We start from the raw sequence: 25,487 nt of genomic DNA on the forward strand, positions 1-25,487 counted from the left end.
CCCCCGCCCGCCTCAGTCGCGGATGATCGTCATCGCCTCGGTCTTCACCGCGGGCAGCCGCCACTGCAGCAGCTCGCTGGCGATGCGCAGCCCGCACACGAGCACTGCGATCAGCACCATGAGCCACCAGTAGCCGACGCCGAGGCTGATGGCCGCGGCCGCCAGGCTCGAGCCGATCAGGGCCGGCAGCAGGTAGAGCCGCGACTCGCGGCGGAAGACAGCGGGCACGTCGTTGGCGAGCACGTCGCGCAGCACACCCCCGCCGATGCCGGTGAGCATGCCGACGAATGCCGCCCCGACCGGCCCGACGTCGTGCTGCATCGCCTTGCTCGCTCCGTCGACGACGAAGATGCCCAGGCCGATGGCGTCGAAGACCAGCACGGGCTTGTCGAGCCGGCTCATCCAGCGGTGCAGCAGGAACACCAGCAGGGCGCCCGCAAGCGCCACTGCGAGCATCCACCAGTCGGTGAGCGCCGCGGCCGGGGTCGCTCCGATCAGCACGTCGCGGGCCATGCCGCCGCCGGTGGCGGTGACGACCGCGAGTCCGGCCATGCCGACCAGGTCCATGCGCTTCTGCGTGGCCAGCAGTGCACCGGAGAGTGCGAAGGCGAGCACGCCGACGGCGTTGAACGACTCCCAGACGACCAGGACCCATCCGCTCAGCTCGTCCATCGCAGCCACTCCTCCACGCTCCGAAGCCGTTGGCGGCATGCCGCCAGAGAAAGGCTAGGCCAGGCCGATGAGCTCGAGGTACTCGGGGTTCCAGAGATCCTCGGTGCCGTCGGGCATGATCAGCACCCGCTCGGGGTCGAGCGCCTCGACGGCGCCCTCGTCGTGACTGACGAGGATGACCGCGCCCTCATAGGCGCCCAGCGCGCCGAGGATCTCCTCGCGGCTGGCGGGGTCGAGGTTGTTGGTCGGCTCATCGAGCAGCAGCAGGTTGGCGCTGGAGACCACCAGCATCGCCAGCGACAGGCGCGTCTTCTCGCCGCCCGAGAGCACGCGGGCAGGCTTGTCGGCGTCGTCGCCGGTGAACAGGAACGAGCCCAGCACGCGACGCGCCTCGGTGGAGGTGATGTCGGGCGAGGCGGTCATCATGTTCTGCAGCACGCTGCGCTCGACGTCGAGCGTCTCGTGCTCCTGCGCGTAGTAGCCCACGCGCAGCCCGTGGCCGCGCTCGATCTCACCCGTGTCGCTCTCGCTGACGCCGGCCAGGATGCGCAGCAGCGTGGTCTTGCCGGCGCCGTTGAGGCCCAGGATGACGACGCGCGAGCCGCGGTCCACCGCCAGGTCGACGGCGGTGAAGATCTCGAGCGAGCCGTAGGACTTCGACAGGTCGCGCGCCATGATGGGCGTCTTGCCCACCGGCGAGGGCTTCGGGAAGCGCAGCTTGGCCACCCGGTCGACGGCGCGCACGTCCTCGAGCCCCGAGCGCATCCGCTCCGCGCGCTTCGCCATCTGCTTGGAGGCGACGGCCTTGGTCGCCTTCGCGCCCATCTTCGCCGCCTGCAGCTCGAGCTGGCTGGCCTGCTTCTCGACGTTCGCGCGCTCGCGCTTGCGGCGCTCGGCGTCGGCCTCCCGCTGGCGCAGGTAGAGCTTCCAGCTCATGTTGTAGATGTCGATCACCTGGCGGTTGGCGTCGAGGTAGAAGACCCGGTTGACGGTCTCCTCGACGAGCTGCACGTCGTGGCTGATGACCAGCAGGCCGCCCTGATAGCCCTTCAGGAACTCGCGCAGCCACACCACCGAGTCGGCGTCGAGGTGGTTGGTGGGCTCGTCGAGCAGCATGGTGTCGGCGCCGGAGAAGAGGATGCGCGCGAGCTCGATGCGGCGGCGCTGACCGCCCGAGAGCGTCTCGAGCGGCTGGTCGAGGATGCGGTCGGGCAGCTGCAGGTTGGAGGCGATCGCCGCGCCCTCGGCCTCGGCCGCGTAGCCGCCCAGCGCCAGGAAGCGATCCTCGAGCCGGCCGTAGCGGCGCATGGCGTCGTCGGCGACGGTGCCGCCCTCGCCCATCTGCTCGGTCGCCAGGCGCATGCCCTCGACGAGCTCGCCGATGCCGCGGGCGTCGAGGATGCGGCGCCGGGCGGTCTGCTTGGGGTCGCCGGAGCGCGGGTCCTGCGGCAGGTAGCCGATCTCGCCGCTGCGGTCGATCTGCCCTGCGAAGGTGTGGCCGTCGCGGTCGTCGCTGATGCCGGCGAGCACCTTCGTCATGGTGGTCTTGCCCGCGCCGTTGCGGCCCACGAGGCCGATCTTGTCGCCCGCGCTGATGCGGAAGGAGACGTCGCTCATCAGCGTGCGGGGCCCGACGGAGAGCTCGAATCCAGACACAGCGATCATGCGCGCAGGAGCCTCTCTCGACAGGTGGTGGGGTTCGGCCCGACAGAGCGGGCCAGCCGTTCAGCCTATCAGCGCCCCGGAGCGGGGCTCGCGGTCGCGCGTCAGCGTCACCGCCTCAGCGCCACGGCCCGGCGAGGTCGGCGATCGTCGCCGTGAGCGCCCTCTGCAGCATCGGGCCGAAGGTGACGCGGCGGGCGCCGAGCGCGCGGATGTCCTGCAGGCCGTCGACGGTCGATCCGTCCCGCGGATGCGCGATGACGTTCACGGGCAGGGTGACGGCCTCGAGCACGGCCGTCAGCGCCGCGGCGTCGGGCACCTTCACCGGGTACAGGCAGCGCGCGCCCGCCTGCTCGGCCAGCAGCATCCGCTCGACCGCCTGCGCCACGGGGTCGCCGCCGTGCAGCTCGGGCCTGACGAAGGCGTCGGTGCGCGCGTTGATGACCACGTCGACGCCCGCCGCGTCGGCGGCGGCACGCAGGCCGGCGATGGTGTCGGCGTGCTCCTGGGGCTCGCGCATGCGGCCCTCGCTGTGCACGGTGTCCTCGACGTTCAGCCCCACGGCGCCGGCGTCGAGCAGGCGGTCGATGAGCTCGGCCGGGGCGGTGTCGTAGCCGGATTCGAGGTCGGCGCTGACCGGCACGTCGACGGCTGCGGTGATGCGGGCGATGCCCTCGAGCGCGTCGTCGAGGCTCATGCCCTCGCCGTCCTGCTGGCCGCGCGCATCGGCGAGCGGGTGGCTGCCGATCGAGATCGCGGCGAATCCCGCGTCGACGATCGCGCGCGCCGACCACGCATCCCAGACGGTCGGGAGCACGACGAAGTCGTCGTGCATGCGCAGCAGGGTGGTGGCCTTGGCCTTCAGATCGCTCATGCAGCCAGGCTACTTCGGTGGTACCGAGAGATAGGTGCGCCGCGGAGCCACCGCCCCCGCATAGGCTGTCGCTCATGACTGCTGCTGCTGCTGTCCCACTCCCCCGCCGCACCGTGCTCGTCGACGCGCTCGTCGGTCAGCGAACGCTCGCGAAGGACGTCCTGCTCGTCCTCGCCGGCATCACCGTCGTGGCCGCGCTCGCGCAGGCCGAGATCCCGATGTGGCCGGTGCCCATCACCGGCCAGACGCTCGCCGTGATGCTGGTCGCCGCAGCCCTGGGCTTCCGCCGCGGTGTCGCCGCGCTCGCCGGCTACATGGCGCTCGGCCTCGCCGGTGCCCCGATCTTCGCGGGCTTCACCGGCTCGATCGCCGCGATCGGCAAGCCCAGCTTCGGCTTCATCATCGGCTTCATCGCCACGGCCGCGGTCGTCGGCGCGCTCGCCGAGCGCCGCTGGGATCGCCGCCCCGTGCTGGCGATCGCGCTGTTCGGCCTCGCGAGCCTCATCCCCTTCGCCTTCGGTATCCCCTACATGGCGATGGTGCTCGCCGCGCTCGGCAGCCCCGTGGGTCTGGGCGGCGCGCTCGCCGTCGGCTTCCTGCCGTTCATCGTCGGCGGCCTCGTCAAGTGGGCGATCGCCGCAGCGGCGCTGCCGCTGGCCTGGAAGGGCGTGCGGGCACTCGACCGCAGCGCCGACTGAGCCCGACCCCGTCGCGCCACCGGCGCATCCGTCGACCACGCCCGCGCGCACCGATCGCGCGGGCGTCGTCATGTCTGGGTGAAGCGAGCCATCCCGGCGCCTCATGACCCTCGCGGCGCGCGCGGCGCCTTGGAGCGCGTAGCGTTGCGTTCATGACCGACGCGCAGCAGCCCCCTGCCACCGAGCCCGATGCCGAGCGCACCACGTTCACGAGCCTGGGCCTCCCGCCCGGCATCATGCGCGCGCTCGACGACGTCGGCTACGAGACGCCGTCGGCGATCCAGGCCGAGACCATCCCGCTGCTGCTCGCCGGTCGCGACGTCATCGGGCTCGCGCAGACCGGGACGGGCAAGACCGCAGCCTTCGCACTGCCAGTGCTCGCCGCCGTCGACGTCTCGCGCCGCAGCCCGCAGGTGCTGGTGCTGACGCCGACGCGCGAGCTGGCGGTGCAGGTGTGCGAGGCGTTCGAGCGCTACTCCGCGCACCTGGGCGGCGTGCACGTGCTGCCCATCTATGGCGGGCAGGGGTACGGCGTGCAGCTCTCGGCGCTGCGCCGCGGTGTGCACGTCGTCGTCGGCACGCCCGGTCGCATCATGGATCACCTGGCGAAGGGCACGCTCGACCTCTCCGGTCTCACCCACGTCGTGCTCGACGAGGCCGACGAGATGCTGCGCATGGGCTTCGCGGAGGACGTCGAGCAGATTCTCGAGTCGACCCCGGTCGAGAAGCAGGTCGCCCTGTTCTCAGCGACCATGCCGCGGCAGATCCGGGCGATCTCGCAGCAGCACCTGCGCCAGCCGGCGGAGATCACGGTGCGCGCGAGCGCCTCGACGACGCCGAACATCACGCAGCGCGCGCTGTTCGTCTCCTACCAGCAGAAGCTCGAGGCACTCACGCGCGTGCTCGAGGTGGAGCCCTTCGAGGGAGCGATCGTCTTCACCCGCACCCGCAACGAGACCGAGACGGTGGCCGAGCGCCTGCGAGCGCGCGGCTACGCGGCGGCGGCGATCTCCGGCGACGTCGCGCAGCCGCAGCGCGAGAAGACGATCGAGCAGCTGCGCTCCGGCGACCTCGACGTGCTGGTGGCCACGGACGTCGCCGCCCGCGGGCTCGACGTCGAGCGCATCAGCCACGTCATCAACTACGACCTGCCGATCGACACCGAGTCGTACGTGCACCGGATCGGCCGCACCGGGCGGGCCGGCCGTTCGGGCGACGCGATCAGCTTCGTCACCGCACGGGAGCGCCGCATGCTCGGTGCCATCGAGAAGGCGACGAAGGCCACGGTCACGGTCATGCCGATGCCGAGCGCCGGCGAGGTGAACACGACGCGTCTGGCGCGCTTCGACGACGCCATCACGGCTGCGCTCGCGCAGAGCGACCGCGTGGAGCGCTTCCGCGAGATCGTCGCCCACTACGTCGAGCACCACGACGTGCCGCAGGAGGATGTCGCCGCCGCGCTCGCAGTCGTCGCGCAGGGCGACACTCCCCTGCTGCTGGACGAGGCGGCCGATCGCAAACTGCAGGCCTCGCGCACCGAGCGAGCCCCTCGCGCTGAGCAGGGCAGCCGCGCCGGCGGCGACGAGCCCGGGGAGCGCCGCGCCCGCCGTGGCCCCTCGGACGCGACGACCTACCGCCTCGCCGTCGGCAGCCGGCGAGGCGTCGAGCCCCGCCAGATCGTCGGCGCGCTCGCGAATGAGGGGGGCCTCGGGCGCGACGACTTCGGCCGTATCCAGATCCGCTGGGACTTCACGCTCGTCGAGCTGCCCGAGCTCGATCGCTCGCAGCTCGAGCGTCTGTCGCAGACCCGCATCATGGGCGTGCCGATCGACATCCGCGTCGACACCGGCCGGGCGGATCGCGGCGGCCGGAACGAGCGCGGCGGGCGGGACGAGCGACGCCAGCGCGACGAGCGCGGCGGGCGGGACGAGCGACGCCAGCGCGACGACCGCGGCGGGCGGGACGAGCGACGCCAGCGCGACGAGCGGCCGCCGCGCAAGCCGCGGCACTGACGCTGCGGCAGGCTCAGTTCTGCGGCTTCCCGACCCGCGGATCGGGCATGACCGTCTCGATGCTGGGCTTGCGCCGAGCGCGCGACCAGACGATGAAGCCGACGAGCGTGAAGACGCCGTAGAAGGCGTACATCAGCGCGGTCGCCCAGTAGCCGGCGCTGAACAGCAGCGGCACGCCCACGAGATCGACAGCGATCCAGATCAGCCAGAACTCGGTCCAGCCCTTGGCCATCCCGTAAGTGGCCAGCAGCGAGCCGACAAAGGTCCACGCATCCGCCCACACCGGCTCGTAGGAGCCGAGCATGCGGAACAGCGGCGTGATGGCGATCGTGCCGAGCACGAGCGCGAGCACCAGACCGCCGCGCTCCCGCCACGACGCCCAGCGAGGCATGATCTGTCCGCCGTCGTCGCGCGCCTGACGCCACCGGACCCATCCGTAGATGGCGACGGCGATGAACATGACCTGGCGGCCGGCCTGCCCGAGCAGCGCGGGCAGCTCATGGCCCGGATCGAGCAGCGTGCCGAGGAAGACGGTCAGCAGCAGGGCGTTGCCGACGATGCCGACCGGCCACGCCCAGACCCGTCGCAGCATGCCACCGAGCGCGCTCGTGAGGCCGAAGGCGTTGCCGACGACCTCGCGTAGCAGCAGCTCCTGACCGCCACCGACCGGGATGGTCGCGGTGTAGAGCCCGAGGATCCAGTCGAGCGGATCCATCTCAGATGGAGAAGCCCAGAGCCCTCATCATCTCGCGGCCGTCCTCGGTGATCCGCTCCGGACCCCACGGCGGCATCCACACCCAGTTGATGCGGAACTGGTCGACCACGCCGTCGAGCTTCTCGGCCATCTCGGCCTCGATCACATCGGTGAGCGGGCAGCCTGCCGAGGTGAGCGTCATGGAGACGACCAGCGCATCCTGCTCGTCGTCCCACGCGAGATCGTAGATCAGGCCCAGGTCGACGATGTTGACGTCGAGCTCGGGGTCGACGACGTCCTTCAGCGCTTCGGTCGCCTCGTCGAACTTCGCTGCGTCAACCTCGATCAGAGCCATCAGACACCTGCCTTCAGGTACCGATCGTAGCCCTCCTCCTCGAGGCGGTGGGCGAGCTCGGGGCCGCCCTGCTCCGCGATGCGGCCGTTCACGAACACGTGCACGCGGTCGGGCTCGATGTAGCGCAGGATGCGCGTGTAATGCGTGATGAGCATGACGCCGAGACCGGTCTCGGCCTTGATGCGGTTCACGCCCTCGGAGACGATGCGCAGCGCGTCGACATCGAGTCCGGAGTCGGTCTCGTCGAGCACGGCGAATGCCGGGCGCAGGAGCTCCATCTGGAGGATCTCGTGACGCTTCTTCTCGCCGCCCGAGAAGCCCTCGTTGACGTTGCGCTCACCGAACGACGAGTCCATGCGCAGCTTCTCCATGGCGCCGCGGACGCTGCCGATCCACTCGCGCACGCGCGGTGCCTCGCCCGAGATCGCCGTCTTGGCGGTGCGCAGGAAGTTCGACACGGTCACGCCGGGGATCTCGACCGGGTACTGCATGGCCAGGAACAGGCCGGCGCGCGCACGCTCGTCCACGCTCATCGCGAGGACGTCCTCGCCGTCGAGCGTGATCGAGCCGCCGTCGACGAGGTACCGGGGGTGGCCGGCGATCGTGTACGCGAGCGTCGACTTGCCGGAGCCGTTGGGGCCCATGATGGCGTGGATCTCGTCGGAGTTGATCGTGAGATCGACACCGCGCAGGATCTCCTTCTTGCCCTGCTCGGTCTCGATGGAGACCTGCAGGTCCTTGATTTCCAGGACGCTCATGGCGCTTCCTTCCTTCGCGGCAGCAGCCGCGTCAATCCGTCTGCTACTGCTGAGTCAGTGGGTTCTGGACGTCGACGAGCACGTCGTCGCCGTCGATGGTCACGGGGAACACGGGCACCGGCTCGTAGGCGGGCAGGTTCATGGGCTTGCCCGTCCTGAGCGCGAACTGCGATCCGTGCGCCCAGCACTCGATGGCATCGCCCTCGACGAAGCCCTCCGACAGGGAGATCTCGCCGTGCGTGCAGGTATCCCCGATGGCGTGGATGTCACCGGCGGAGTCCTTGACGATCGCGACCGCGATGCCGTCCAGGTCGACCTTCATCGCCGCGTTGACGGCGACGTCGTTCACGCCGCAGGCACGCTGTGCGCTCATGCCCCCGCCTTCGTGGCCGGAGCGAGCCCTGCGCCGCGGCGCAGCTCCTCCTCGATCGCCTCGGCGAGGCGCTGCTCGATCTCGGGCACGCCGATCTTCTGCACGATCTCCATGAGGAAGCCGATCACGACCAGGCGACGAGCCTCCTCCTCCTCGATGCCGCGCGACTCGAGGTAGAAGAGCTGCTCGTCGTCGAAGCGACCGGTGGCGGATGCGTGGCCTGCGCCGGCGATGTCGCCGGTCTGGATCTCGAGGTTCGGGATGCTGTCGGCACGCGCGCCGTCGGTCAGGACCAGGTTCTGGTTCTTCTCGTAGCTGTCCGTGTCGGTCGCGCCGTTGCCGATCAGCACGTCGCCGATCCAGACCGAGCGTGCCCCGGTGCCCTGCAGCGCGCCCTTGTAGAGCACGTTGCCGCGGGTGGAGACACCCTCGTGGAACATGAAGACCTGGCTCTCGATGTGCTGGCCGCTGTCGGCGAACGACAGGCCGTACATGTCGCCCTCGGCGTGGAGGCCGGCGAGGCGCATCGACGGGTTGACGCGCGCGACGCCACCGCCGAAGGAGACCACCATGTGCTTGAGGTACGCGCCCTCGCCCACGACGGCCTGGTGCGAAGAGGCGTGGACGGTGTCGTCCGCCCAGTCCTGCACCGAGATGAGCGTCAGGCGGGCGCCGTCGCGCACGATGATCTCGAGGTTCTGCGCGTACTGCGCCGAGCCGGAGTGGTGCAGCACGATCGTGCCGACCGAACCCGGCATCGCCTCGATGACGATGTGCGCGTTCGAGTGGCGGTCCGCGCCCTTGCCGATCAGGCGGGCGATGACCGGCTCGTCCTGCACCTGCCCCTCGGGGAGGCGGATGTGGAGCGCGTTGGCGCAGCGCTTCCAGGCGATCGCACTGACGACATCCTCGGGGCGGAATATCTCGCCGCGCGGCGCGGTGTCATGGCCGGTCGACTCGACGAGCAGGCCGCGCGACTCGAGCTCGTCGAGCTGATACTCGATGCGATTGTCGTCGCCTGCCTCGGTCTCCTCGTCGACGAACAGCGGCGCGAGCCGCTTGATGTCGGAGAGCTTCCAATTCACCTCGCGGCCGGTGGGCGTGCCGAACTCGGCCGGGTCGAACGAGGTGGGGCGCTCGGACCGCGTCTGGATGGGGACGAAAGGCTCAGCCGACGCCAGGTGGGCCGGGCCGGAGTGATGCAGTGCCGTGTCTGTCGCAGTCATCAACCGACGGATCCTTCCATGCTCATCTCGATGAGCTTGTTGAGCTCGAGCGCGTACTCCATCGGCAGTTCGCGGGCGATCGGCTCGATGAAGCCGCGAACGATCATCGCCATCGCCTCGGTCTCCGACATGCCGCGGGACATGAGGTAGAACAGCTGCTCCTCACTGACCTTCGAGACGGTCGCCTCGTGGCCGAGCACCACGTCGTCGACACGGATGTCGATGGCCGGGTAGGTGTCGGAGCGCGACATCGTGTCGACCAGCAGGGCGTCGCAGACGACGCTGTTGGCGGAGTGGTGCGCATTCGCATCCACTCGCACCTCGCCGCGATAGCCGGCTCGGCCACCGCCACGGGCGATCGACTTCGAGACGATCGACGACGTCGTGTAGGGCGCCATGTGGATCATCTTCGCGCCGGCGTCCTGGTGCTGGCCGGGGCCGGCGAAGGCGACCGACAGCGTCTCGCCCTTGGCGCGCTCGCCGACCAGGTAGATCGACGGGTACTTCATGGTGACCTTGGAGCCGATGTTGCCGTCGATCCACTCCATGGTCGCGCCCTCTTCGGCGATCGCGCGCTTGGTGACCAGGTTGTAGACGTTGTTCGACCAGTTCTGGATGGTCGTGTAGCGAACGCGGGCATTCTTCTTCACGACGATCTCGACCACGGCCGAGTGCAGCGAGTCGGACGAGTAGATCGGGGCCGTGCAGCCCTCGATGTAGTGCACGTACGAGCCCTCGTCGGCGATGATGAGCGTGCGCTCGAACTGGCCCATGTTCTCGGTGTTGATGCGGAAGTACGCCTGCAGCGGGATCTCCACGTGCACGCCCGGCGGCACGTAGACGAACGAGCCGCCCGACCACACCGCGGTGTTCAGCGCGGCGAACTTGTTGTCGCCGGCCGGGATGATGGTGCCGAAGTACTCCTCGAAGAACTCCGGGTGCTCCCGCAGCGCCGTGTCGGTGTCCATGAAGATGACACCCTGCGCCTCCAGGTCTGCCTGGATCGAGTGGAAGACCACCTCGGACTCGTACTGCGCTGCCACACCGGCGACGAGGCGGCTGCGCTCGGCCTCCGGGATGCCGAGGCGGTCGTACGTGTTGCGGATGTCCTCAGGGAGGTCCTCCCACGTCTGTGCCTGGCGCTCGGTGGAGCGCACGAAGTACTTGATGTTGTCGAAGTCGATGCCGGAGATGTCGGCACCCCACGTCGGCATGGGCTTCCGACCGAACAGCTGCAGCCCCTTGAGACGGCGCTCGAGCATCCAGTCGGACTCGTTCTTGAGCTCGGAGATCTCGCGGACCACCTGCTCGCTCAGTCCGCGCTTCGCAATGGCTCCCGCTTCGTCGGAGTCATGCCAGCCGAACTCGTACTGCCCCAGGCTCTCGAGCTCGGGCCGGTCGATCAGGACATCAGACATCGCTCCCCCTTCCACACGTCTAATGCAACCCGGCGGTGCTCCTCGGCATTCCGCGCGGCATCCGCACCTCCCGGGTCGGGCCATAATGAAAGGGCCTTCGCACATACCTCGCCGCTTGAGCGGCACGGGGGTTCGGAGCCGATGGGCTCCCCACGATCCTATCGCGAACGGCAGGAGAGGTGCACCTTGCTCACGCGCTCGCGCAGCCTGATGATCGCGGCCTGGACGACGCTGGTCACGCAGATCGTCATCGTCGGCACCGGCGGGGCGGTGCGACTGACCGGATCCGGCCTCGGCTGCTCGCAGTGGCCCAACTGCACGCCGGAGTCGTTCACGCCCGTGCCCGAGCAGGGCATCCACGGCATCATCGAGTTCGCCAACCGCGTCAACGGCGGCATCGTCGTGGGTGTCGCGGTGGTGATGCTCGTGATGGCGCTGGTCCAGCGCGCCGGCAAGCCGATCGTCACGCTCGCCGCGCTCGTCCTCGGCCTCACGATCGCCCAGGCGCTGATCGGTGCCGTCGTGGTCTGGATGGAGCTGCGACCCGACACGGTCGGCATCCACTTCTACCTCTCGGTGATCCTGGTCGGCCTGGCTGCGGTGCTGGCGTGGAAGGTGGTCGTCGGCCCCGCCGGCCCGCGCGTCGCGCCGCGCTGGCAGTCGCTGCTGGTGCACGCCATGACGCTCGCGCTGGCGATCGTGATCTTCGTGGGCGTCCTCACCACCGGATCCGGGCCGCACGCAGGCGACGGCGGTGCCGCGCGCAACGGCCTCGACCCGGCGGTCATGCAGCATGTGCACGCCGTCCCCGGCTACGTGCTGCTGGCGCTGGTGCTGGGTGTCGTGGTCGCCGCCGCGGTCCGCGGCCCCGGCGCGCACCTGCGCTGGTCGCTGGCGCTGCTGGGCATGATCCTCGTGCAGATCCTCATCGGCATCGTGCAGTCCGACCTCGGCCTGCCCGTGCTGCTGGTCGGCATCCACATGGTCTTCTCCGTCATCATCACGGCGCTGGGCGCAGCGACCGTGCTGTCGCTCCGGCCGTCGGTGCGGGCGGATGCGTCCACGGACGTCCCCGACGCGCTGGACGCCGGGCAGGCGCCCACCTCGGCCTGATGGCAGGATCGGGCGCATGACCAGCGCCGGCCAGCCCACCGCCACCGACCGACCCGAGGACGGCGGCCTCGGCGACATCCGGCACGGCACGCGCCTGGGCGTGCTCGACATCGGCTCGAACACGGTGCATTTGCTGATCGTCGACGTCCGTCTCGGCGGCCGCCCGGTGCCGCAGCGCTCGCACAAGCTGACGCTGCGGCTCATGCGCTATCTCGACGAGCACGGCACGATCAGCGAGGAGGGCGTCGCCGCGCTGCTCGCCGCGATCGGCGAGTGCGCCGCCATCGCCCGCGACGAGCACCTCGACGACTTCGTCGTGATGGCGACGAGCGCGCTGCGCGAGGCGAAGAACGGCGAAGCGGTCGTCGCGCGCATCGAGCGCGAGGCCGAGGTCACGCTCGACATCCTCTCCGGGGCCGACGAGGCCCGGCTCACGTTCCTCGCCGTGCGGCGCTGGTTCGGGTGGTCGGCCGGTCGCATCCTGCTGCTCGACATCGGCGGCGGCTCGCTCGAGGTCGCGATCGGGCAGGACGAGGAGCCCGACATCGCCCTCTCGGTGCCGCTGGGGGCTGGCCGCGCGACCGTCGGCTTCTTCGACGCTGATCCCCCGACGCCGGCCAACCAGCGAGCGCTGCGTCTCTACGCGAAGGGCGTGCTCGACGACGCCGTGGCGCAGGTGAAGCCCTTCGGTCGCCCCGACCACGTCATCGGCTCGTCGAAGACCATCCGCTCCCTCGCCCGGCTCGCGGGCAACCTGATGCCCGGGGTGGGCGACGCCGACCGCGCCGTGCTGAGCCGCACGCAGCTCGACGACTGGCTGCCGCGGCTGGCGAAGATGGACGCCGCATCGCGCTCGGCGCTGCCCGGCATCACGCCCGATCGCACGTTCCAGGTGATCGCCGGCGGCATCGTGCTCTCCGAGGCCATGCGAGCGTTCGGCATCAAGCAGCTCGACGTCAGCCCGTGGGCGCTGCGCGAGGGCCGGCTGCTGCAGATGCTCGACCGCGTCTGACGATGATCGCCGCCCTCACTCTGCCCTGCGAACTGGCGCTCGCCGGCTATCGCCTGCGAAGAGCGACGGCGGATGATCTGCCGGCGCTCATCGCCCTGCTCGCCGACGACCCGATCGCCGGCGCCCGCGGAGATACAGCGGACGCGCCCGCTACCAGCGATTACGAGGCAGCGCTCGCCGACATCATCGCCGACCCGTCGAACGATGTCCTCGTGGCCATCAACGCGCGCGCGGCGATCGCTGCGACGATGCAGCTCACCCGCATCCCGGGACTCGCGCGGCGCGGAGCGACGCGACTCCTGATCGAAGCCGTGCGAGTCGGCCGGGACCACCGATCCGCGGGCCTCGGCACGACGATCATGCGGTGGGCGATGGGCCCTGCAGCCACCGCCACCGGCAGCTCTCTCGTGCAGCTCACGTCGGACGCGCAGCGCCTCGAAGCCCATCGGTTCTACGAGCGGCTGGGGTTCGTCGCTACCCACCAGGGGTTCAAGTACCACGTGCGCTGACCGGCTTCAGGATCGTGGACCGCGAGGCGAACGGTCGCAGGCGGAGCGTCTGCGAAGCACGCCCGCACCGCCTGCACCAGGTCGGCGCAGGTTGTGGCGCGCGAGGTGTCGCTAGAAGGGCAGCAGCGGGTCGACGCCGACGGCGAGGAAGACCAGCGTCAGGTAGGTGTTCGAGGCGTGGAAGACGCGCATCGCGCGCAGCTCGACCTTGCCCTTGATCGCGCGGCTGTACAGCCCGTGCGCCTCGCCGACGAACCAGGCGCCGGCGATGATCGCCACGCCCGAGTACAGCAGACCCATGCCTGCGACGGGGATGAGGAGCAGGGTGCACGCGAGCGATGCCCACGCGTAGAGGATGACCTGGATGCCCACCATCGGCTTGCCGCGCACGACACCGAGCATCGGCACATCCGCCGCCTCGTAGTCGTCGCGGTACTTCATCGACAGCGGCCAGTAGTGCGCGGGCGTCCAGAGGAAGACGAGCGTGAAGAGGATCCAGGCGGGCCAGTCGAGCGTGCCGGTCACGCCGGCCCAGCCGATGACGACCGGGAAGCATCCGGCGATGCCGCCCCAGACGATGTTCTGCTCGGTGCGGCGCTTGAGCAGCATCGTGTAGATCAGCACGTAGAAGGCGATGGCCGCGACCGCCAGCGCAGCGGCGAGCGGTGTCGCGAAGACCGCGAGCACCACGGTCGAGACGACCCCGAGCGTCCAGGCGAACACCCGTGCCTCGGTGACTGAGAGCGTGCCGGTGACCAGTGGCCGCTGCTGCGTGCGGTGCATCACCTTGTCGATGTCGCGGTCGAGGATCATGTTGAACGCGTTGGCGCTGCCCGCGCTCAGGAAGCCGCCGATGAGCGTCGCGACCAGCGCGCCGAGCGGTGGCACGCCGCCCGCGGCGAGGAACATCGTCGGCAGCGCCGTCACCAGCAGCAGCTCGATGACGCGCGGCTTCGTCAGCGCGACGTAGGCGCCCACCTTGATCGCGAACCTCGACCGCCGCGCTGCCTCCGGCTGCTGCCCCGCGTCCGACGGGGTCGAGACGCCTGAGGTGGTCGCGTTGGACATGCAGCTGGTTCCGTTCAGACGAGTTCGGGAAGGCTCGAGGCCAACGGCCATCCTATCCGACGAGCACGCCGGTGCTGCCGGAATCGAACAGGGACCGGATGTGCTGGCTCACTATGCTTGGAGGCGTCGCAAACGTCCTCCCCGCCGCGGGTTCTCTTCGCCGCGCGGGCCGCCCGAAGAAGGAGCCTCCTTGGCACTCGAATGGACCACCAACGACCAGCAGGCGGTCGACACCGCGCGCGTGCTCGCGGCCGACGCCGTCGAGAAGGTCGGCAACGGCCACCCCGGCACGGCGATGAGCCTCGCGCCCGTCGCGCACCTGCTCTTCCAGAAGGTCATGGACCGCGATCCCGCCGACGACAAGTGGATCGGGCGCGACCGCTTCATCCTCTCGGTCGGGCACTCGTCGCTGACGCAGTACATCCAGCTCTACCTGACCGGCTCGGGCCTGGAGAAGACCGACATCGAGTCGCTCCGCACCTGGGGCTCGCTCACGCCCGGCCACCCCGAGTACGCCCACACCAAGGGCATCGAGATCACCACCGGCCCGCTCGGCCAGGGCCTCGCATCCGCCGTCGGCTTCGCCTACGCGCAGCGCTTCGAGCGCGAGCTGCTCGACCCCGATGCGCCCGAGGGTGAGAGCCCCTTCGACCACTACACCTACGTGATCGCCGGCGACGGCGACCTGCAGGAGGGCGTCACGAGCGAGGCCGGCTCGCTCGCCGGCCACCAGCAGCTCGGCCGCCTGATCGCGATCTACGACGCGAACCAGATCTCGATCGAGGACGACGTCGACATCGCCTTCACCGAGGACGTCAAGGCCCGCTACGAGGCCTACGGCTGGCAGGTGCTCGAGGTCTCCTGGCGCAAGAGCGACGGCCCGAAGGCGCCCGAGTACGTCGAGGATGTGCCAGCGCTGCACGACGCCATCGTGCAGGCGCAGGGCGAGACCGCGAAGCCGACGCTCATCATCCTGAAGACGATCATCGGCTGGCCGGCCCCGACCAGGCAGGGCACCGGCGGCGTGCATGGATCGAAGCTCGGCGGCGAGGAGGTCGCGGCCGTCAAGGAGGCGCTCGGCTTCGACCCGGAGCAGTCGTTCCAGGTCGAGGACGCGGTGATCGAGTACACCCGCGGCAACGCCACGCAGCGCGCGACCGATGCTCGTGGCGCGTGGCAGGAGCGCTTCGACTCGTGGGCGACCGCGAACCCCGAGTCGAAGGCACTGCTCGACCGCCTGCTCTCGGGCGAGCTGCCGGAGGGCGTCGAGGATGCTCTCCCGACCTTTGAGGCCGGCACCGAGGTCGCGACGCGTGCGGCATCGGGCAAGACCCTGAACGCGCTCGCGGCGGTGCTGCCCGAGCTGTGGGGCGGTTCGGCCGACCTCGCTGGCTCGAACAACACCACGCTCGACGGCATGGGCTCCTTCGCTCCCGCGCAGCACGCGACCGATGAGTTCCCGCATGCCTCGGCAGCCGGTCGCACGATGCACTTCGGCATCCGCGAGCACGCGATGGCGTCGATCCTCAACGGCATCGTGCTGCATGGCCCGACGCGCCCCTACGGCGGCACGTTCCTGATCTTCAGCGACTACCAGCGGCCCGCGCTGCGCCTCGCCGCGCTCATGGGCGTGCACCCCATCCATGTGTGGACGCACGACTCGGTGGCGCTGGGCGAGGATGGCCCGACGCACCAGCCGATCGAGCAGCTCGCGACGCTGCGCGCCATCCCCGGCTTCGAGATCGTCCGCCCGTCGGACGCGAACGAGACCGCCTGGGCGTGGAAGACCATCCTCGAGCGCCGCGACCACCCGGTCGGCATCGCGCTGAGCCGCCAGAACCTGCCCGTCTTCGAGCGCGGCGACGGCGCGGCATCCGGCGACACCCTCGCGCACGCCTCGAACGTCGCGAAGGGCGCCTACGTGCTCGCCGAGGCCACCGACGGGGCACCCGAGGTCATCCTGATCGCGACCGGCTCCGAGGTGCAGCTCGCGCTCGCCGCCCGTGAGCAGCTGCAGGCCGACGGCGTTGCCGCCCGCGTCGTCGCAGCACCGTCGCTCGAGTGGTTCGCCGAGCAGTCGGACGAGTACCGCGAGTCGGTGCTGCCTGCTGCCGTCAAGGCGCGCGTCTCCGTCGAGGCGGGCACCGCGCTCAGCTGGCACCCCATCGTCGGCGACGCGGGACGCACGGTCGCGATCGACCACTTCGGCGCGAGCGCCGACTGGCAGACCCTGTTCCGCGAGTTCGGCTTCACGGCGGAGGCCGTGATCGAGGCAGCTCGCGCATCCATCGAATCGGCTCGCTGAGCGGGCCCGGCAGGAGACGAGAACATGAATCAGAACACCCAGGCCCTCAGCGACGCCGGCGTCAGCATCTGGCTGGACGACCTCTCGCGGCAGCGCATCACGAGCGGCACCCTCGCCGCGCTGATCACCGAGCGCAACGTCGTCGGCGTCACCACCAACCCGACGATCTTCGCGAACGCCATCGCCGCCGGTGAGTCCTACGAGGCGACCGTGCAGGAACTGGCTGCCGGCGGCTCGAGCGTCGACGAGGTCATCACCTCGCTGACGACCAAGGACGTGGCGGATGCGTGCGACGTCTTCGCCGACGTCTACCGCACGTCGGGCGGCGTGGACGGCCGCGTCTCGATCGAGGTCGAGCCCGGCCTCGCCCGGGACACCGAGGGCACGATCGCTCAGGCGGCCTCGCTGCACGGGCGCGTCGCGCGCGAGAACGTGCTCATCAAGATCCCCGCCACGCAGGAGGGCCTCGAGGCGATCGCCGCGACGACCGCTGCCGGCATCAGTGTGAATGTGACGCTGATCTTCTCGCTCGACCGCTACCGCGACGTCATCAACGCCTACCTCACGGGTCTCGAGCGCGCACAGCAGGCGGGCCACGACCTGTCGAAGATCCACTCGGTGGCATCGTTCTTCGTCTCGCGCGTCGACTCCGAGATCGACAAGCGGCTCGACGCGATCGGCACCGACGAGGCGACCGCGCTCAAGGGCAAGGCAGGCCTCGCGAACGCCCACCTGGCCTACCGCGTCTGGCGGGAGGCATTCGCGAGCGAGCGCGCCCAGGCACTGCTGGAGGCCGGCGCCAACACGCAGCGTCCGCTGTGGGCCTCCACCGGCGTCAAGGACCCGGCGCTGCCGGACACGCTCTACGTCACCGAGCTCGTCGCGCCGCAGACGGTGAACACGATGCCCGAGAAGACGCTCGAGGCACTCGCCGACCACGGGCAGATCGCCGGCGACTCGATCACGGGCCGTGCCGCCGAGGCAGAGGGCGTGCTCGATGCGCTCGACTCGGTCGGCGTCTCGTACAAGGAGGTCGTCGAGCTGCTCGAGACCGAGGGCCTCGAGAAGTTCGACGCCTCGTGGGCCGAGCTCGTGCAGACCGTGCAGGAGCACATGGGACAGGGAGCGCAGGCATGACGTTCACCATCAACGCCTCCGGCCCCGCCGCCGAGGCGATCGAGCGGGTCGTCCCGCAGCTCGTCGTCGACGGGGTGGCCGGCAGGCTCGTCTCCGGCGACGCCACGCTCTGGGGCGATGCCGCAGAGGCCGAGGCGTCGATCCGGCTCGGCTGGGTCGAGGCGGCCGCCGGCGCGCGCGGCCTCGTCGACGACATCGAGGCGCTGCGCAAGCAGCTGCGCGAGCAGGGTGTCGACCGCATCGCGCTCGCGGGCATGGGCGGCTCGTCGCTCGCGCCAGAGGTCATCACCCGCACCGAGGGCGTCGACCTGATCGTGCTCGACTCCACCGACCCGTCGCAGGTGCGCCGCGCGCTGCGGGACGGCCTGGCCCGCACCGCGCTCGTGGTCTCCTCGAAGTCAGGCTCGACGCTCGAGACCGACAGCCAGAAGCGCGCCTTCGAGGCCGCCTACCGCGACGCGGGCATCGATCCGGCCGACCGCATCATCGTCGTCACCGACCCGGGCTCGCCGCTCGACGGCGAAGCGCGCCGCGCCGGCTACCGGGTGTTCAACGCCGACCCGAACGTCGGCGGGCGCTACTCGGCGCTGACCGCCTTCGGCATCGTCCCCTCCGGGCTCGCCGGCGTCGACGTGCGCGAGCTCATCGACGAGGCGATCGCCGCGCTGCCCGAGATCAGCGAGGATTCGGCCGACAACCCCGGCCTCAGGCTCGCCGCCGCGATCGCCGCCACGCAGCCGCTGCGCGACAAGACCGGCATCGTCACCGACGGCACGCACATCGTGGGCCTCGGCGAGTGGGCCGAGCAGCTGATCGCCGAGTCCACCGGCAAGGAGGGCATCGGCCTGCTGCCGATCGTGCTCGAGAAGGACGCGCCAGAGCTCGCTGCCGACCTGGCCGACCTGCAGGTCGTGCGCCTGGTGGGCTCCGCCCGTGAGGCGCGCGAGGTCGCCGACGGCGAGGTCGAGGTGGCGGGCACTCTCGGCGCGCAGCTGCTGGTGTGGGAGTTCGCCGTCGCCGTCGCGGGACGCATCCTCGGCATCAACCCGTTCGACCAGCCCGACGTCGAGTCGGCGAAGATCGCCGCGCGCGGCCTGCTCGACTCGCTCGAGCCGCCGGCAGCGCCGGCCGCGGTCGACGGCGGCATCGAGGTGCGCGGCACCGCAGGCGTCGCGCTCGACTCCGTCGACGCATCCGTCGATGCCCTGCTCGCGCAGCTGGGCGAGGGCGGCTACCTGGCGATCCACGCCTACCTCGATCGCATCGGCCAGCCGCGCTTCGAGCGGCTGCGCGCGGCCTTCGCGGCGCGCACCAATCGCCCGGTCACGTTCGGATGGGGCCCGCGCTTCCTGCACTCCACCGGGCAATACCACAAGGGCGGCACGCCCAACGGCGTCTTCCTGCAGCTGCTGGGCACGCCGCACGAGGATCTCGAGATCCCCGGTCGGCCGTTCAGCTTCGGCCAGCTGATCCAGTCGCAGGCATCCGGCGATGCGAGCGTGCTCGCCGAGCACGGCCGTCCCGTGCTGACGCTGACGCTGGACGACCTGGACGAGGGCCTCGAGCGGCTCCTCGCCGCAGCCGCTCGATGAAGGACGCGACGGCCGGGACGGCGCAGACCATCCCGGCCGTGCCCATCTCGGCCGGCCACAATCCGCTCCGCGACGCCACCGACCAGCGACTCACGCGCATCCCGGGACCGAACGCGCTGACCTTCTTCGGCGTCACCGGTGACCTCGCGCGGAAGAAGCTGCTGCCGGCCGTCTACGACCTCGCCAACCGCGGCCTGCTGCCGCCTGGCTTCGGGCTGGTCGGCTTCGGCCGCCGCGACTGGACGCACGAGCAGTTCGCCGAGGTCGTCCGCGAGGCTGTGCAGCAGCACGCCCGCACCTCATTCCGCGAGTCGGTCTGGCGGCAGCTCGCCGACGGCATCCGCTTCGTGCAGGGCGACTTCGACGACGACGCGGCCTTCGACCGGCTGGCGGCGGTGCTGGCCGAGCTCGACAGCGCCCGCGGCACGATGGGCAACCACGCCTTCTACCTCTCGATCCCGCCGAACGCCTTCCCGCTCGTCACCCAGCAGCTCAAGCGCTCCGGCCTCGCCGAGGGCGCGGGCGATCGCTGGCGGCGCGTGGTGATCGAGAAGCCCTTCGGCCACGACCTGGCATCCGCGCGCGAGCTCAACGAGGTCGTCGAGTCGGTCTTCCCGGCGGACAGCGTCTTCCGCATCGACCACTACCTGGGCAAGGAGACGGTGCAGAACATCCTGGCGCTGCGCTTCGCCAACGCCCTGTGGGAGCCGATCTGGAACGCCAACCACATCGACCACGTGCAGATCACGATGGCTGAGGACATCGGCGTCGGCGGCCGCGCCGGGTACTACGACGGCATCGGCGCCGCTCGCGACGTGATCCAGAACCACCTGCTGCAGCTGTTCGCGCTCACCGCCATGGAGGAGCCGGTGTCGTTCGACGCCGCCGACCTCCGGGTCGAGAAGGAGAAGGTGCTGCGCGCCGCGCGGGTGCCGCTCCCCCTCGAGCACTCGACGGCTCGCGGCCAGTACGGCGGCGGCTGGCACGGCGGCGGTCAGGTGCGGGGCTTCCTGCAGGAGGAGGGCATGCGCCCGGACTCCGCCACCGAGACCTACGCCGCGGTGAAGCTCGAGGTCGACACCCGCCGCTGGGCGGGCGTGCCGTTCTACCTCCGCGCCGGCAAGCGGCTCGGCCGCCGCGTTACCGAGATCGCGATCGTCTTCAAGCGCGCCTCGCAGTACCTGTTCGAGGACTCCGCGCTGCGCACGATGGGCGAGAACGCCCTGGTGATCCGCGTGCAGCCCGACGAGGGCGTCTCGATGCGGTTCGGCTCGAAGGTGCCGGGCCCGGGCATGCACGTGCGCGACGTGACGATGGACTTCGGCTACGGCCACGCGTTCACCGAGGAGAGCCCCGAGGCGTACGAGCGGCTCATCCTCGACGTGCTGCTTGGCGACCCGCCGCTGTTCCCCCGCCACGAGGAGGTCGAGCTCTCCTGGAAGATCCTCGACCCCATCGAGGAGCACTGGGAGCAGGAGGGCGGCCCCGTCGAGCAGTACCAGCCCGGCTCGTGGGGCCCGCAGGGGGCGCACGAGCTGCTCGAGCGCGACGGCAGGCACTGGAGGCGACCGTGATCACCCGACTTTCCCGCACCACCACCGCAGAGGTGCAGCGGCGCATGCTGGAGATCCGCGACGAGGGCGGCGTCGTCGCGCTCGGCCGTGTGCTCACGCTGGTCGTGCACACCCAGATCGGCGCCGAGGAGGAGGCCATCAGGGCGGCCAACCAGGCCTCCCGCGAGCACCCGATGCGCGTCATCGTGGTCTCCCGCAACCCCGACAGCATCAACGCCGGCGAAGAGCCGCGCCTCGATGCCGAGCTGCGGGTGGGCGCCGACGCCGGCGCGAGCGAGGTCGTGCTGCTGCAGTGCTACGGCGAGCTCGGCTCGCACCTGCTCGGCATCGTGCAAGGCCTGCTGCTGCCGGACGCGCCGGTGGTCGCGTGGTGGCCCAGCTTCATGCCCGAGACGCCATCGGCGTCGCAGCTGGGGCAGATCTCGCAGCGCCGCATCACCGACTCCGGCAAGCAGGCCGACCCGCGCCAGGCGATCCTGACGCTCGCCGGCTGCTACACCCCGGGCGACACCGACCTGGCGTGGACGAGGCTGACCAACTGGCGCGCGCACATGGCCGCGCTGCTCGATCAGCCGCCCTACGAGCCGGTGCGCTCGGGCGTCGTCACCGGCGACCTCGCGAACCCGAGCGTGCACCTCATGGCCGCCTGGCTGCGCTTGCGGCTGCAGGTGCCGATCGAGCGGATCGAGGCCGGAGACACCCCGACCGGATCGAGCGGGCTGCACGCGGTCGAGCTGCGGCGCGAGAGCGGCTCCTCGTCGCTGACGCGCATGCGCGACTCGGTGGGTGTGCTCCAGCAGCCGGGTCAGCCCTCCCACAACGTCGCGCTCTCCACGCGCGGCCTCGAGGACCAGCTGGCGGAGGAGCTGCGCAAGCTCGACGCCGACGACATGTATCGGCAGGTCCTGCTGTCGATCGCAGAGGAGCCTCGATGACCGTCATCACCCACCCCGACCGCGCCGCGCTCGTCGCGCAGACGGCCGACCGGCTCACCACGCTGCTCGGCGACCTCATCGTGCAGCAGGGACGCGCGACGGTCGCGGTCACCGGCGGCTCAGTCGGCATCGAGCTGCTCGCGGCCCTCGCCGACCGCGACATCGACTGGCAGCACGTGGTCGTCACCTGGAGCGACGAGCGCTATGTCGCGGCCGACTCGCCCGACCGCAACGCCCGACAGGCGCGCGAGGCGCTGCTCGACCACGTGCCGATCCCGGCCGAGAACGTGCGCGAGCTGCCCGCCGACGACGGCACACCCCTCGACGCCGCCGCCGCCGCCGGCACGGCGCAGCTGCTGGCGCTCGGCACCATCGACCTGACGCTGCTGGGCATGGGTCCGGATGCGCACATCGCGTCGCTCTTCCCCGGCATGCCGGGCGTGCGGCAGCCGGGCGTCGCGGTGATCGCCGTCACCGACTCCCCCAAGCCACCGCCCTCGCGCCTGAGCTTCACGGTCGGCGCGATCAACGCATCCGACCGTGTCTGGCTCATCGTCGCCGGCTCGGACAAGGCGGAGGCCGCCGCGCTCGCGCGCAGCGGCGCAGCGCCCGAGGTGGCGCCTGCCGGCACCGCGCGGGGCCGCGAGGAGACGCTCATGCTGCTGGACGCCGAAGCGGCCGCCCTCTTGGAGGAGGACGGCCGCTGAGGTCGCGCGCCCGAGAGACGGTCCTTCGGACCTACTCGATCACCGTAGGACGGTCAGCCGCGACCCTCTGCCGAGCGGAGCTTCTGCAGCGCCTCATCGAGCAGCTGCGTCGACTCCTCGGGCGTGCGGCGCTCCTTCACGTACGCGAGGTGCGTCTTGTAGGGCTCGTTCTTCGCCACTGAGGGCGGGTTCTCCTTGTCGCGGCCAGCCGGCAGGCCGGTCGACGGCGAGTCGATCACCTCGGGGATCTCGTCCTCGGGCAGGTCGGCCGCGAAGTAGCGGACCGTCTCGTTGCCCATGGCGTCCCAGTAGGAGATCGCCACGCGCTCTGCGTGGAAGCCACGGTCCTGCTCGCCCATGGGACCCGCGCCGACGCGCGAGCCGCGGATTGCACTGCCACCGGAAGCCATCAGATCCCCGCAAACTTGGTGATGAGTCCGAGCACCACGATCGAGGCGAGCCATGCGAGGCTCACGACCACGGTGATCGTGTTGAGGTTGCGCTCGGCCACGCCGGACGAGCCGATCGAGCCGCCCACGCCGCCGCCGAACATGTCGGACAGGCCGCCGCCGCGGCCCTTGTGCAGCAGGATGAACAGCGTCAGCAGCACCGAGGTGACGCCGAGGATCACCTGCATGATGATCTGGAGAATCTCCACTAGCCCTCTTCTCAATTCCTCGGCCGAAGCCGCGACCGTGCGCGCGACGCGACGACGGCGCACGGGAAGTCCAACGAGCATCCTACCGCAGGGAATCCCGAGCACCGGGCTCGACCCGCGCGCCGCTCAGGTGCCGACGTGCTGCCGGTACCTCGCGATGGCGGCGAACTCCGCCGCGTCGAGGCTCGCGCCTCCCACGAGCGCGCCGTCGACGTCGGGCTCTCGCATGAAGCCGGCGATGTTGCCTGACTTGACGCTGCCGCCGTAGAGGATGCGGGTGGCCGCGGCCGCCTCGTCGCCTCGCACCTCGGCGATCGTCTGCCGCAGCGCCTGGCACACCTGCTGCGCCTGCTCCGAGGTGGCGGCCTGACCCGAGCCGATCGCCCAGACCGGCTCGTAGGCGACCACGATCTCGCCGGAGTCGGGCAGCTCGGCGAGCACATCGCGCAGCTGCTGCACGGGCACCGCGGAGGCGCCGTGCTGCTCCAGATCCTCGGCGGTCTCCCCCACGCAGATCACCGGGGTGACCCCGCGCTGCAGCGCGGCCGCGGCCTTCTTGCCGACCACCGCATCCGTCTCGTGGTGGTCCTGCCGGCGCTCGGAGTGGCCGACGATGACGTAGGCGCACTCGAGCTTGGCCAGCATGCTCGCCGAGACCTCGCCCGTGTGGGCGCCGGACTCGTGCTGCGAGACGTCCTGCGCGCCGAAGCGCAGCTCGAACTTCTCTGCCGAGACCAGCGTCTGCACGCTGCGCAGGTCGGTGAAGGGCGGGAAGACCGCGACTTCGACAGCCGCGTGGTCGTGCTTGCCGTCCTGCAAGGTCCATGCGAGCTTCTGCACGAGTGCGATCGCCTGCAGGTGGTCCTGATTGAGCTTCCAGTTGCCCGCGATGAGCGGAATGCGGTCTGCCTTCGGCGTGGTCACAGGCCCAATGCCTCCAGTCCAGGGAGGCGGGCGCCCTCGAGGAATTCGAGGCTCGCACCGCCGCCGGTCGAGATGTGACCGAACGCGTCGTCGGTGAAGCCGAGCTGCCGCACCGCGGCGGCCGAGTCGCCGCCGCCGACGACCGAGAGGCCCTCGATCTCGGTGAGCGCCTGCGCGACGGCCTTGGTGCCGTGCGCGAAGGCCGGCATCTCGAACACGCCCATCGGGCCGTTCCAGAAGACCGTCGAGGCGCCGCAGATGGCGTCGGCGAACGCGGCCGCCGAGTCGGGACCGATGTCGAGCCCGATGCCGTCCTTGCCGAAGCTCGACTGCTCGATCGCGTCGGCGGCGACCGTCTCGTGCTCGGCGTCGGCGTCGAAGGCGGCTGCGACGACGATGTCGGTGGGCAGCAGCAGCTCGACGCCGAGCTCCTGCGCCTGCTGCAGGTAGCCGCGCACGCGGTCGAGCTGGTCGTCCTCGAGCAGGCTCGAGGCGACGCCGTGGCCCTGCGCGGCGAGGAAGGTGAAGAGCATGCCGCCGCCGATGAGCAGCCGGTCGACGCGCGGCAGCAGGTGCTCGATCACACCGAGCTTGTCGCTCACCTTGGAGCCGCCGAGCACGACGGCGTAGGGGTGCTCCGGCGAGTCGGTCAGCCGCGAGAGCACCTCGAGCTCGCGCTCGACGAGCATGCCGGCGGCGCTGGGCAGCGCCTTGGCGATCTCGAACACGCTCGCCTGCTCGCGATGGACGACGCCGAAGCCGTCGGAGACGAAGACGTCTGCACCTTCGGCGAGCTCGCCGGCGAACGCAGCGCGGTCGTCGGCATCCTTGCTGGTCTCGCGGGGGTCGAAGCGCAGGTTCTCGAGCAGCGCCAGCTGCCCGTCCTGCAGGGCGGCGCGGACGCGCTCGGCGTCCTCGCCGACCGTGTCGGTCGCAAAGGCCACCGGGGTCTCGAGCAGCTCGCTCAGCCGCGCGGCGACGGGCTCGAGCGAGTACTGCGCCTCCGGCTCGCCCTTCGGGCGGCCGAGGTGGGACATCGCCACCACCTTCGCGCCCTGCTCGAGCAGGGCGCGAAGGGTCGGCAGCGATGCGACGATCCTGCCCTCGTCGGTGATGGCACCGTCCTGCAGCGGGACGTTGAAGTCGCAGCGGATGAGGACGGTCTTCCCGGCGAGATCGCCGAGCGATGAGAGGGTGCGGATCGCCATGCG

Annotated in this window: 25 protein-coding genes; 11 read left to right on the top strand and 14 right to left on the bottom strand. The window is 70.7% G+C overall.

From position 1 onward, the window contains the following. Nucleotides 1–12 precede the first annotated feature (12 nt). From J1M46_RS04365 to J1M46_RS04375, 3 genes are all read right to left on the bottom strand, one after another. Nucleotides 13–672 (bottom strand): trimeric intracellular cation channel family protein, encoded by a 660-nt coding sequence (locus J1M46_RS04365; protein ID WP_206446696.1) that lies wholly within the window; start codon nt 670–672, stop codon nt 13–15. A 54-nt stretch (nt 673–726) separates the two neighbouring features. Continuing rightward, nucleotides 727–2,337 carry an ABC-F family ATP-binding cassette domain-containing protein gene (locus J1M46_RS04370; protein ID WP_206446697.1) on the bottom strand — a complete coding sequence of 537 codons (1,611 nt, stop codon included), beginning with the start codon at nt 2,335–2,337 and terminating at the stop codon, nt 727–729. 115 nt (nt 2,338–2,452) lie between these two features. Beyond that, nucleotides 2,453–3,208, bottom strand: a complete 756-nt coding sequence (locus J1M46_RS04375) for an isocitrate lyase/PEP mutase family protein (protein WP_206446698.1) — start codon at nt 3,206–3,208, stop codon at nt 2,453–2,455. A 74-nt stretch (nt 3,209–3,282) separates the two neighbouring features. On the opposite strand from J1M46_RS04375, the gene J1M46_RS04380 reads away from it, so the two are divergent. Both J1M46_RS04380 and J1M46_RS04385 read left to right on the top strand, forming a co-directional pair. Continuing rightward, on the top strand, nt 3,283–3,906 hold the full coding sequence (locus J1M46_RS04380; RefSeq protein WP_206446699.1) for a biotin transporter BioY: 624 nt from the start codon (nt 3,283–3,285) through the stop codon (nt 3,904–3,906). Nucleotides 3,907–4,058: 152 nt separating this feature from the next. Continuing rightward, complete coding sequence (locus J1M46_RS04385; RefSeq protein ID WP_206446700.1) at nt 4,059–5,918, top strand: DEAD/DEAH box helicase; 1,860 nt, start codon at nt 4,059–4,061, stop codon at nt 5,916–5,918. Nucleotides 5,919–5,931: 13 nt separating this feature from the next. Here J1M46_RS04385 and pnuC read toward each other — a convergent pair whose 3' ends face one another. Genes pnuC through sufB form a run of 6 tightly spaced genes read right to left on the bottom strand, consistent with a single transcriptional unit; the run spans nt 5,932 to nt 10,742 of the window. Beyond that, nucleotides 5,932–6,633: a nicotinamide riboside transporter PnuC gene (gene pnuC / locus J1M46_RS04390; protein ID WP_206446701.1), complete on the bottom strand. Its 702-nt coding sequence runs from the start codon at nt 6,631–6,633 to the stop codon at nt 5,932–5,934. Between the two features lies 1 nt (nt 6,634). Beyond that, on the bottom strand, nt 6,635–6,967 hold the full coding sequence (locus J1M46_RS04395; RefSeq protein WP_092919447.1) for a metal-sulfur cluster assembly factor: 333 nt from the start codon (nt 6,965–6,967) through the stop codon (nt 6,635–6,637). Next, on the bottom strand, nt 6,967–7,725 hold the full coding sequence (gene sufC, locus J1M46_RS04400) for a Fe-S cluster assembly ATPase SufC (protein WP_206446702.1): 759 nt from the start codon (nt 7,723–7,725) through the stop codon (nt 6,967–6,969). Before sufC ends, J1M46_RS04395 begins: the two co-directional genes overlap by 1 nt. Before the next feature lie 43 nt (nt 7,726–7,768). Beyond that, nucleotides 7,769–8,098, bottom strand: coding sequence for a non-heme iron oxygenase ferredoxin subunit (locus tag J1M46_RS04405; protein WP_206446703.1), 330 nt, complete (start codon nt 8,096–8,098; stop codon nt 7,769–7,771). Beyond that, on the bottom strand, nt 8,095–9,324 hold the full coding sequence (gene sufD, locus J1M46_RS04410) for a Fe-S cluster assembly protein SufD (protein WP_206446704.1): 1,230 nt from the start codon (nt 9,322–9,324) through the stop codon (nt 8,095–8,097). The genes J1M46_RS04405 and sufD overlap by 4 nt, the downstream gene beginning before the upstream one ends. Beyond that, nucleotides 9,324–10,742, bottom strand: coding sequence for a Fe-S cluster assembly protein SufB (sufB, locus tag J1M46_RS04415; RefSeq protein ID WP_206446705.1), 1,419 nt, complete (start codon nt 10,740–10,742; stop codon nt 9,324–9,326). Before sufB ends, sufD begins: the two co-directional genes overlap by 1 nt. A 186-nt stretch (nt 10,743–10,928) precedes the next feature. Here sufB and J1M46_RS04420 point away from each other — a divergent pair, with 186 nt between their 5' ends. Genes J1M46_RS04420 through J1M46_RS04430 form a run of 3 tightly spaced genes read left to right on the top strand, consistent with a single transcriptional unit; the run spans nt 10,929 to nt 13,376 of the window. After that, nucleotides 10,929–11,855, top strand: a complete 927-nt coding sequence (locus tag J1M46_RS04420; RefSeq protein ID WP_206446706.1) for a COX15/CtaA family protein — start codon at nt 10,929–10,931, stop codon at nt 11,853–11,855. 16 nt (nt 11,856–11,871) lie between these two features. Continuing rightward, a complete protein-coding gene (locus tag J1M46_RS04425) occupies nt 11,872–12,867 on the top strand; it encodes a Ppx/GppA phosphatase family protein (RefSeq protein WP_206446707.1) in 996 nt (331 codons plus the stop codon). A 2-nt stretch (nt 12,868–12,869) separates the two neighbouring features. Further along, on the top strand, nt 12,870–13,376 hold the full coding sequence (locus tag J1M46_RS04430; protein ID WP_206446708.1) for a GNAT family N-acetyltransferase: 507 nt from the start codon (nt 12,870–12,872) through the stop codon (nt 13,374–13,376). Between the two features lie 111 nt (nt 13,377–13,487). Here the strand turns inward: J1M46_RS04430 and J1M46_RS04435 are convergent, their stop codons facing one another. After that, the gene (locus J1M46_RS04435) at nt 13,488–14,444 is read right to left on the bottom strand and encodes a heme o synthase (RefSeq protein WP_206446709.1); all 957 of its coding nucleotides are present in this window, start codon (nt 14,442–14,444) and stop codon (nt 13,488–13,490) included. A gap of 190 nt (nt 14,445–14,634) precedes the next feature. On the opposite strand from J1M46_RS04435, the gene tkt reads away from it, so the two are divergent. Genes tkt through pgl form a run of 6 tightly spaced genes read left to right on the top strand, consistent with a single transcriptional unit; the run spans nt 14,635 to nt 22,694 of the window. Further along, complete coding sequence (gene tkt / locus J1M46_RS04440) at nt 14,635–16,749, top strand: transketolase (RefSeq protein ID WP_241249017.1); 2,115 nt, start codon at nt 14,635–14,637, stop codon at nt 16,747–16,749. 24 nt (nt 16,750–16,773) lie between these two features. Further along, nucleotides 16,774–17,886: a transaldolase gene (gene tal / locus J1M46_RS04445; RefSeq protein ID WP_206446710.1), complete on the top strand. Its 1,113-nt coding sequence runs from the start codon at nt 16,774–16,776 to the stop codon at nt 17,884–17,886. Next, the gene (locus J1M46_RS04450) at nt 17,883–19,478 is read left to right on the top strand and encodes a glucose-6-phosphate isomerase (protein WP_206446711.1); all 1,596 of its coding nucleotides are present in this window, start codon (nt 17,883–17,885) and stop codon (nt 19,476–19,478) included. Before tal ends, J1M46_RS04450 begins: the two co-directional genes overlap by 4 nt. Next, nucleotides 19,475–21,052: a glucose-6-phosphate dehydrogenase gene (zwf, locus tag J1M46_RS04455; protein WP_206446712.1), complete on the top strand. Its 1,578-nt coding sequence runs from the start codon at nt 19,475–19,477 to the stop codon at nt 21,050–21,052. The genes J1M46_RS04450 and zwf overlap by 4 nt, the downstream gene beginning before the upstream one ends. Beyond that, nucleotides 21,049–21,987, top strand: a complete 939-nt coding sequence (locus tag J1M46_RS04460) for a glucose-6-phosphate dehydrogenase assembly protein OpcA (protein WP_342384275.1) — start codon at nt 21,049–21,051, stop codon at nt 21,985–21,987. Before zwf ends, J1M46_RS04460 begins: the two co-directional genes overlap by 4 nt. Further along, nucleotides 21,984–22,694: a 6-phosphogluconolactonase gene (gene pgl / locus J1M46_RS04465; RefSeq protein WP_206446713.1), complete on the top strand. Its 711-nt coding sequence runs from the start codon at nt 21,984–21,986 to the stop codon at nt 22,692–22,694. Before J1M46_RS04460 ends, pgl begins: the two co-directional genes overlap by 4 nt. A 53-nt stretch (nt 22,695–22,747) precedes the next feature. On the opposite strand, the gene J1M46_RS04470 is transcribed toward pgl, so the two are convergent. The 4 genes from J1M46_RS04470 to J1M46_RS04485 all read right to left on the bottom strand — a co-directional run bounded on the left by J1M46_RS04470 (nt 22,748) and on the right by J1M46_RS04485 (nt 25,484). Beyond that, nucleotides 22,748–23,104 carry an RNA polymerase-binding protein RbpA gene (locus J1M46_RS04470; RefSeq protein WP_092919468.1) on the bottom strand — a complete coding sequence of 119 codons (357 nt, stop codon included), beginning with the start codon at nt 23,102–23,104 and terminating at the stop codon, nt 22,748–22,750. Next, complete coding sequence (secG, locus tag J1M46_RS04475) at nt 23,104–23,352, bottom strand: preprotein translocase subunit SecG (protein WP_206446714.1); 249 nt, start codon at nt 23,350–23,352, stop codon at nt 23,104–23,106. Before secG ends, J1M46_RS04470 begins: the two co-directional genes overlap by 1 nt. Before the next feature lie 126 nt (nt 23,353–23,478). After that, nucleotides 23,479–24,276 (bottom strand): triose-phosphate isomerase, encoded by a 798-nt coding sequence (gene tpiA / locus J1M46_RS04480; RefSeq protein ID WP_206446715.1) that lies wholly within the window; start codon nt 24,274–24,276, stop codon nt 23,479–23,481. Next, nucleotides 24,273–25,484 carry a phosphoglycerate kinase gene (locus J1M46_RS04485; protein WP_206446716.1) on the bottom strand — a complete coding sequence of 404 codons (1,212 nt, stop codon included), beginning with the start codon at nt 25,482–25,484 and terminating at the stop codon, nt 24,273–24,275. Before J1M46_RS04485 ends, tpiA begins: the two co-directional genes overlap by 4 nt. Between the last annotated feature and the right edge of the window lie 3 nt (nt 25,485–25,487).

Source organism: Agrococcus sp. KRD186 (genome assembly GCF_017168255.1).
Classification (GTDB): domain Bacteria; phylum Actinomycetota; class Actinomycetes; order Actinomycetales; family Microbacteriaceae; genus Agrococcus.

Coding starts and splice junctions, on each gene's coding strand:
- J1M46_RS04365 (WP_206446696.1), bottom strand. CDS start 672: ATGGACGAGCTGAGCGGATGGGTCCTGGTCGTCTGGGAGTCGTTCAAC.
- J1M46_RS04370 (WP_206446697.1), bottom strand. CDS start 2,337: ATGATCGCTGTGTCTGGATTCGAGCTCTCCGTCGGGCCCCGCACGCTG.
- J1M46_RS04375 (WP_206446698.1), bottom strand. CDS start 3,208: ATGAGCGATCTGAAGGCCAAGGCCACCACCCTGCTGCGCATGCACGAC.
- J1M46_RS04380 (WP_206446699.1), top strand. CDS start 3,283: ATGACTGCTGCTGCTGCTGTCCCACTCCCCCGCCGCACCGTGCTCGTC.
- J1M46_RS04385 (WP_206446700.1), top strand. CDS start 4,059: ATGACCGACGCGCAGCAGCCCCCTGCCACCGAGCCCGATGCCGAGCGC.
- pnuC (WP_206446701.1), bottom strand. CDS start 6,633: ATGGATCCGCTCGACTGGATCCTCGGGCTCTACACCGCGACCATCCCG.
- J1M46_RS04395 (WP_092919447.1), bottom strand. CDS start 6,967: ATGGCTCTGATCGAGGTTGACGCAGCGAAGTTCGACGAGGCGACCGAA.
- sufC (WP_206446702.1), bottom strand. CDS start 7,725: ATGAGCGTCCTGGAAATCAAGGACCTGCAGGTCTCCATCGAGACCGAG.
- J1M46_RS04405 (WP_206446703.1), bottom strand. CDS start 8,098: ATGAGCGCACAGCGTGCCTGCGGCGTGAACGACGTCGCCGTCAACGCG.
- sufD (WP_206446704.1), bottom strand. CDS start 9,324: ATGACTGCGACAGACACGGCACTGCATCACTCCGGCCCGGCCCACCTG.
- sufB (WP_206446705.1), bottom strand. CDS start 10,742: ATGTCTGATGTCCTGATCGACCGGCCCGAGCTCGAGAGCCTGGGGCAG.
- J1M46_RS04425 (WP_206446707.1), top strand. CDS start 11,872: ATGACCAGCGCCGGCCAGCCCACCGCCACCGACCGACCCGAGGACGGC.
- J1M46_RS04430 (WP_206446708.1), top strand. CDS start 12,870: ATGATCGCCGCCCTCACTCTGCCCTGCGAACTGGCGCTCGCCGGCTAT.
- J1M46_RS04435 (WP_206446709.1), bottom strand. CDS start 14,444: ATGTCCAACGCGACCACCTCAGGCGTCTCGACCCCGTCGGACGCGGGG.
- tal (WP_206446710.1), top strand. CDS start 16,774: ATGAATCAGAACACCCAGGCCCTCAGCGACGCCGGCGTCAGCATCTGG.
- J1M46_RS04450 (WP_206446711.1), top strand. CDS start 17,883: ATGACGTTCACCATCAACGCCTCCGGCCCCGCCGCCGAGGCGATCGAG.
- zwf (WP_206446712.1), top strand. CDS start 19,475: ATGAAGGACGCGACGGCCGGGACGGCGCAGACCATCCCGGCCGTGCCC.
- pgl (WP_206446713.1), top strand. CDS start 21,984: ATGACCGTCATCACCCACCCCGACCGCGCCGCGCTCGTCGCGCAGACG.
- J1M46_RS04470 (WP_092919468.1), bottom strand. CDS start 23,104: ATGGCTTCCGGTGGCAGTGCAATCCGCGGCTCGCGCGTCGGCGCGGGT.
- J1M46_RS04485 (WP_206446716.1), bottom strand. CDS start 25,484: ATGGCGATCCGCACCCTCTCATCGCTCGGCGATCTCGCCGGGAAGACC.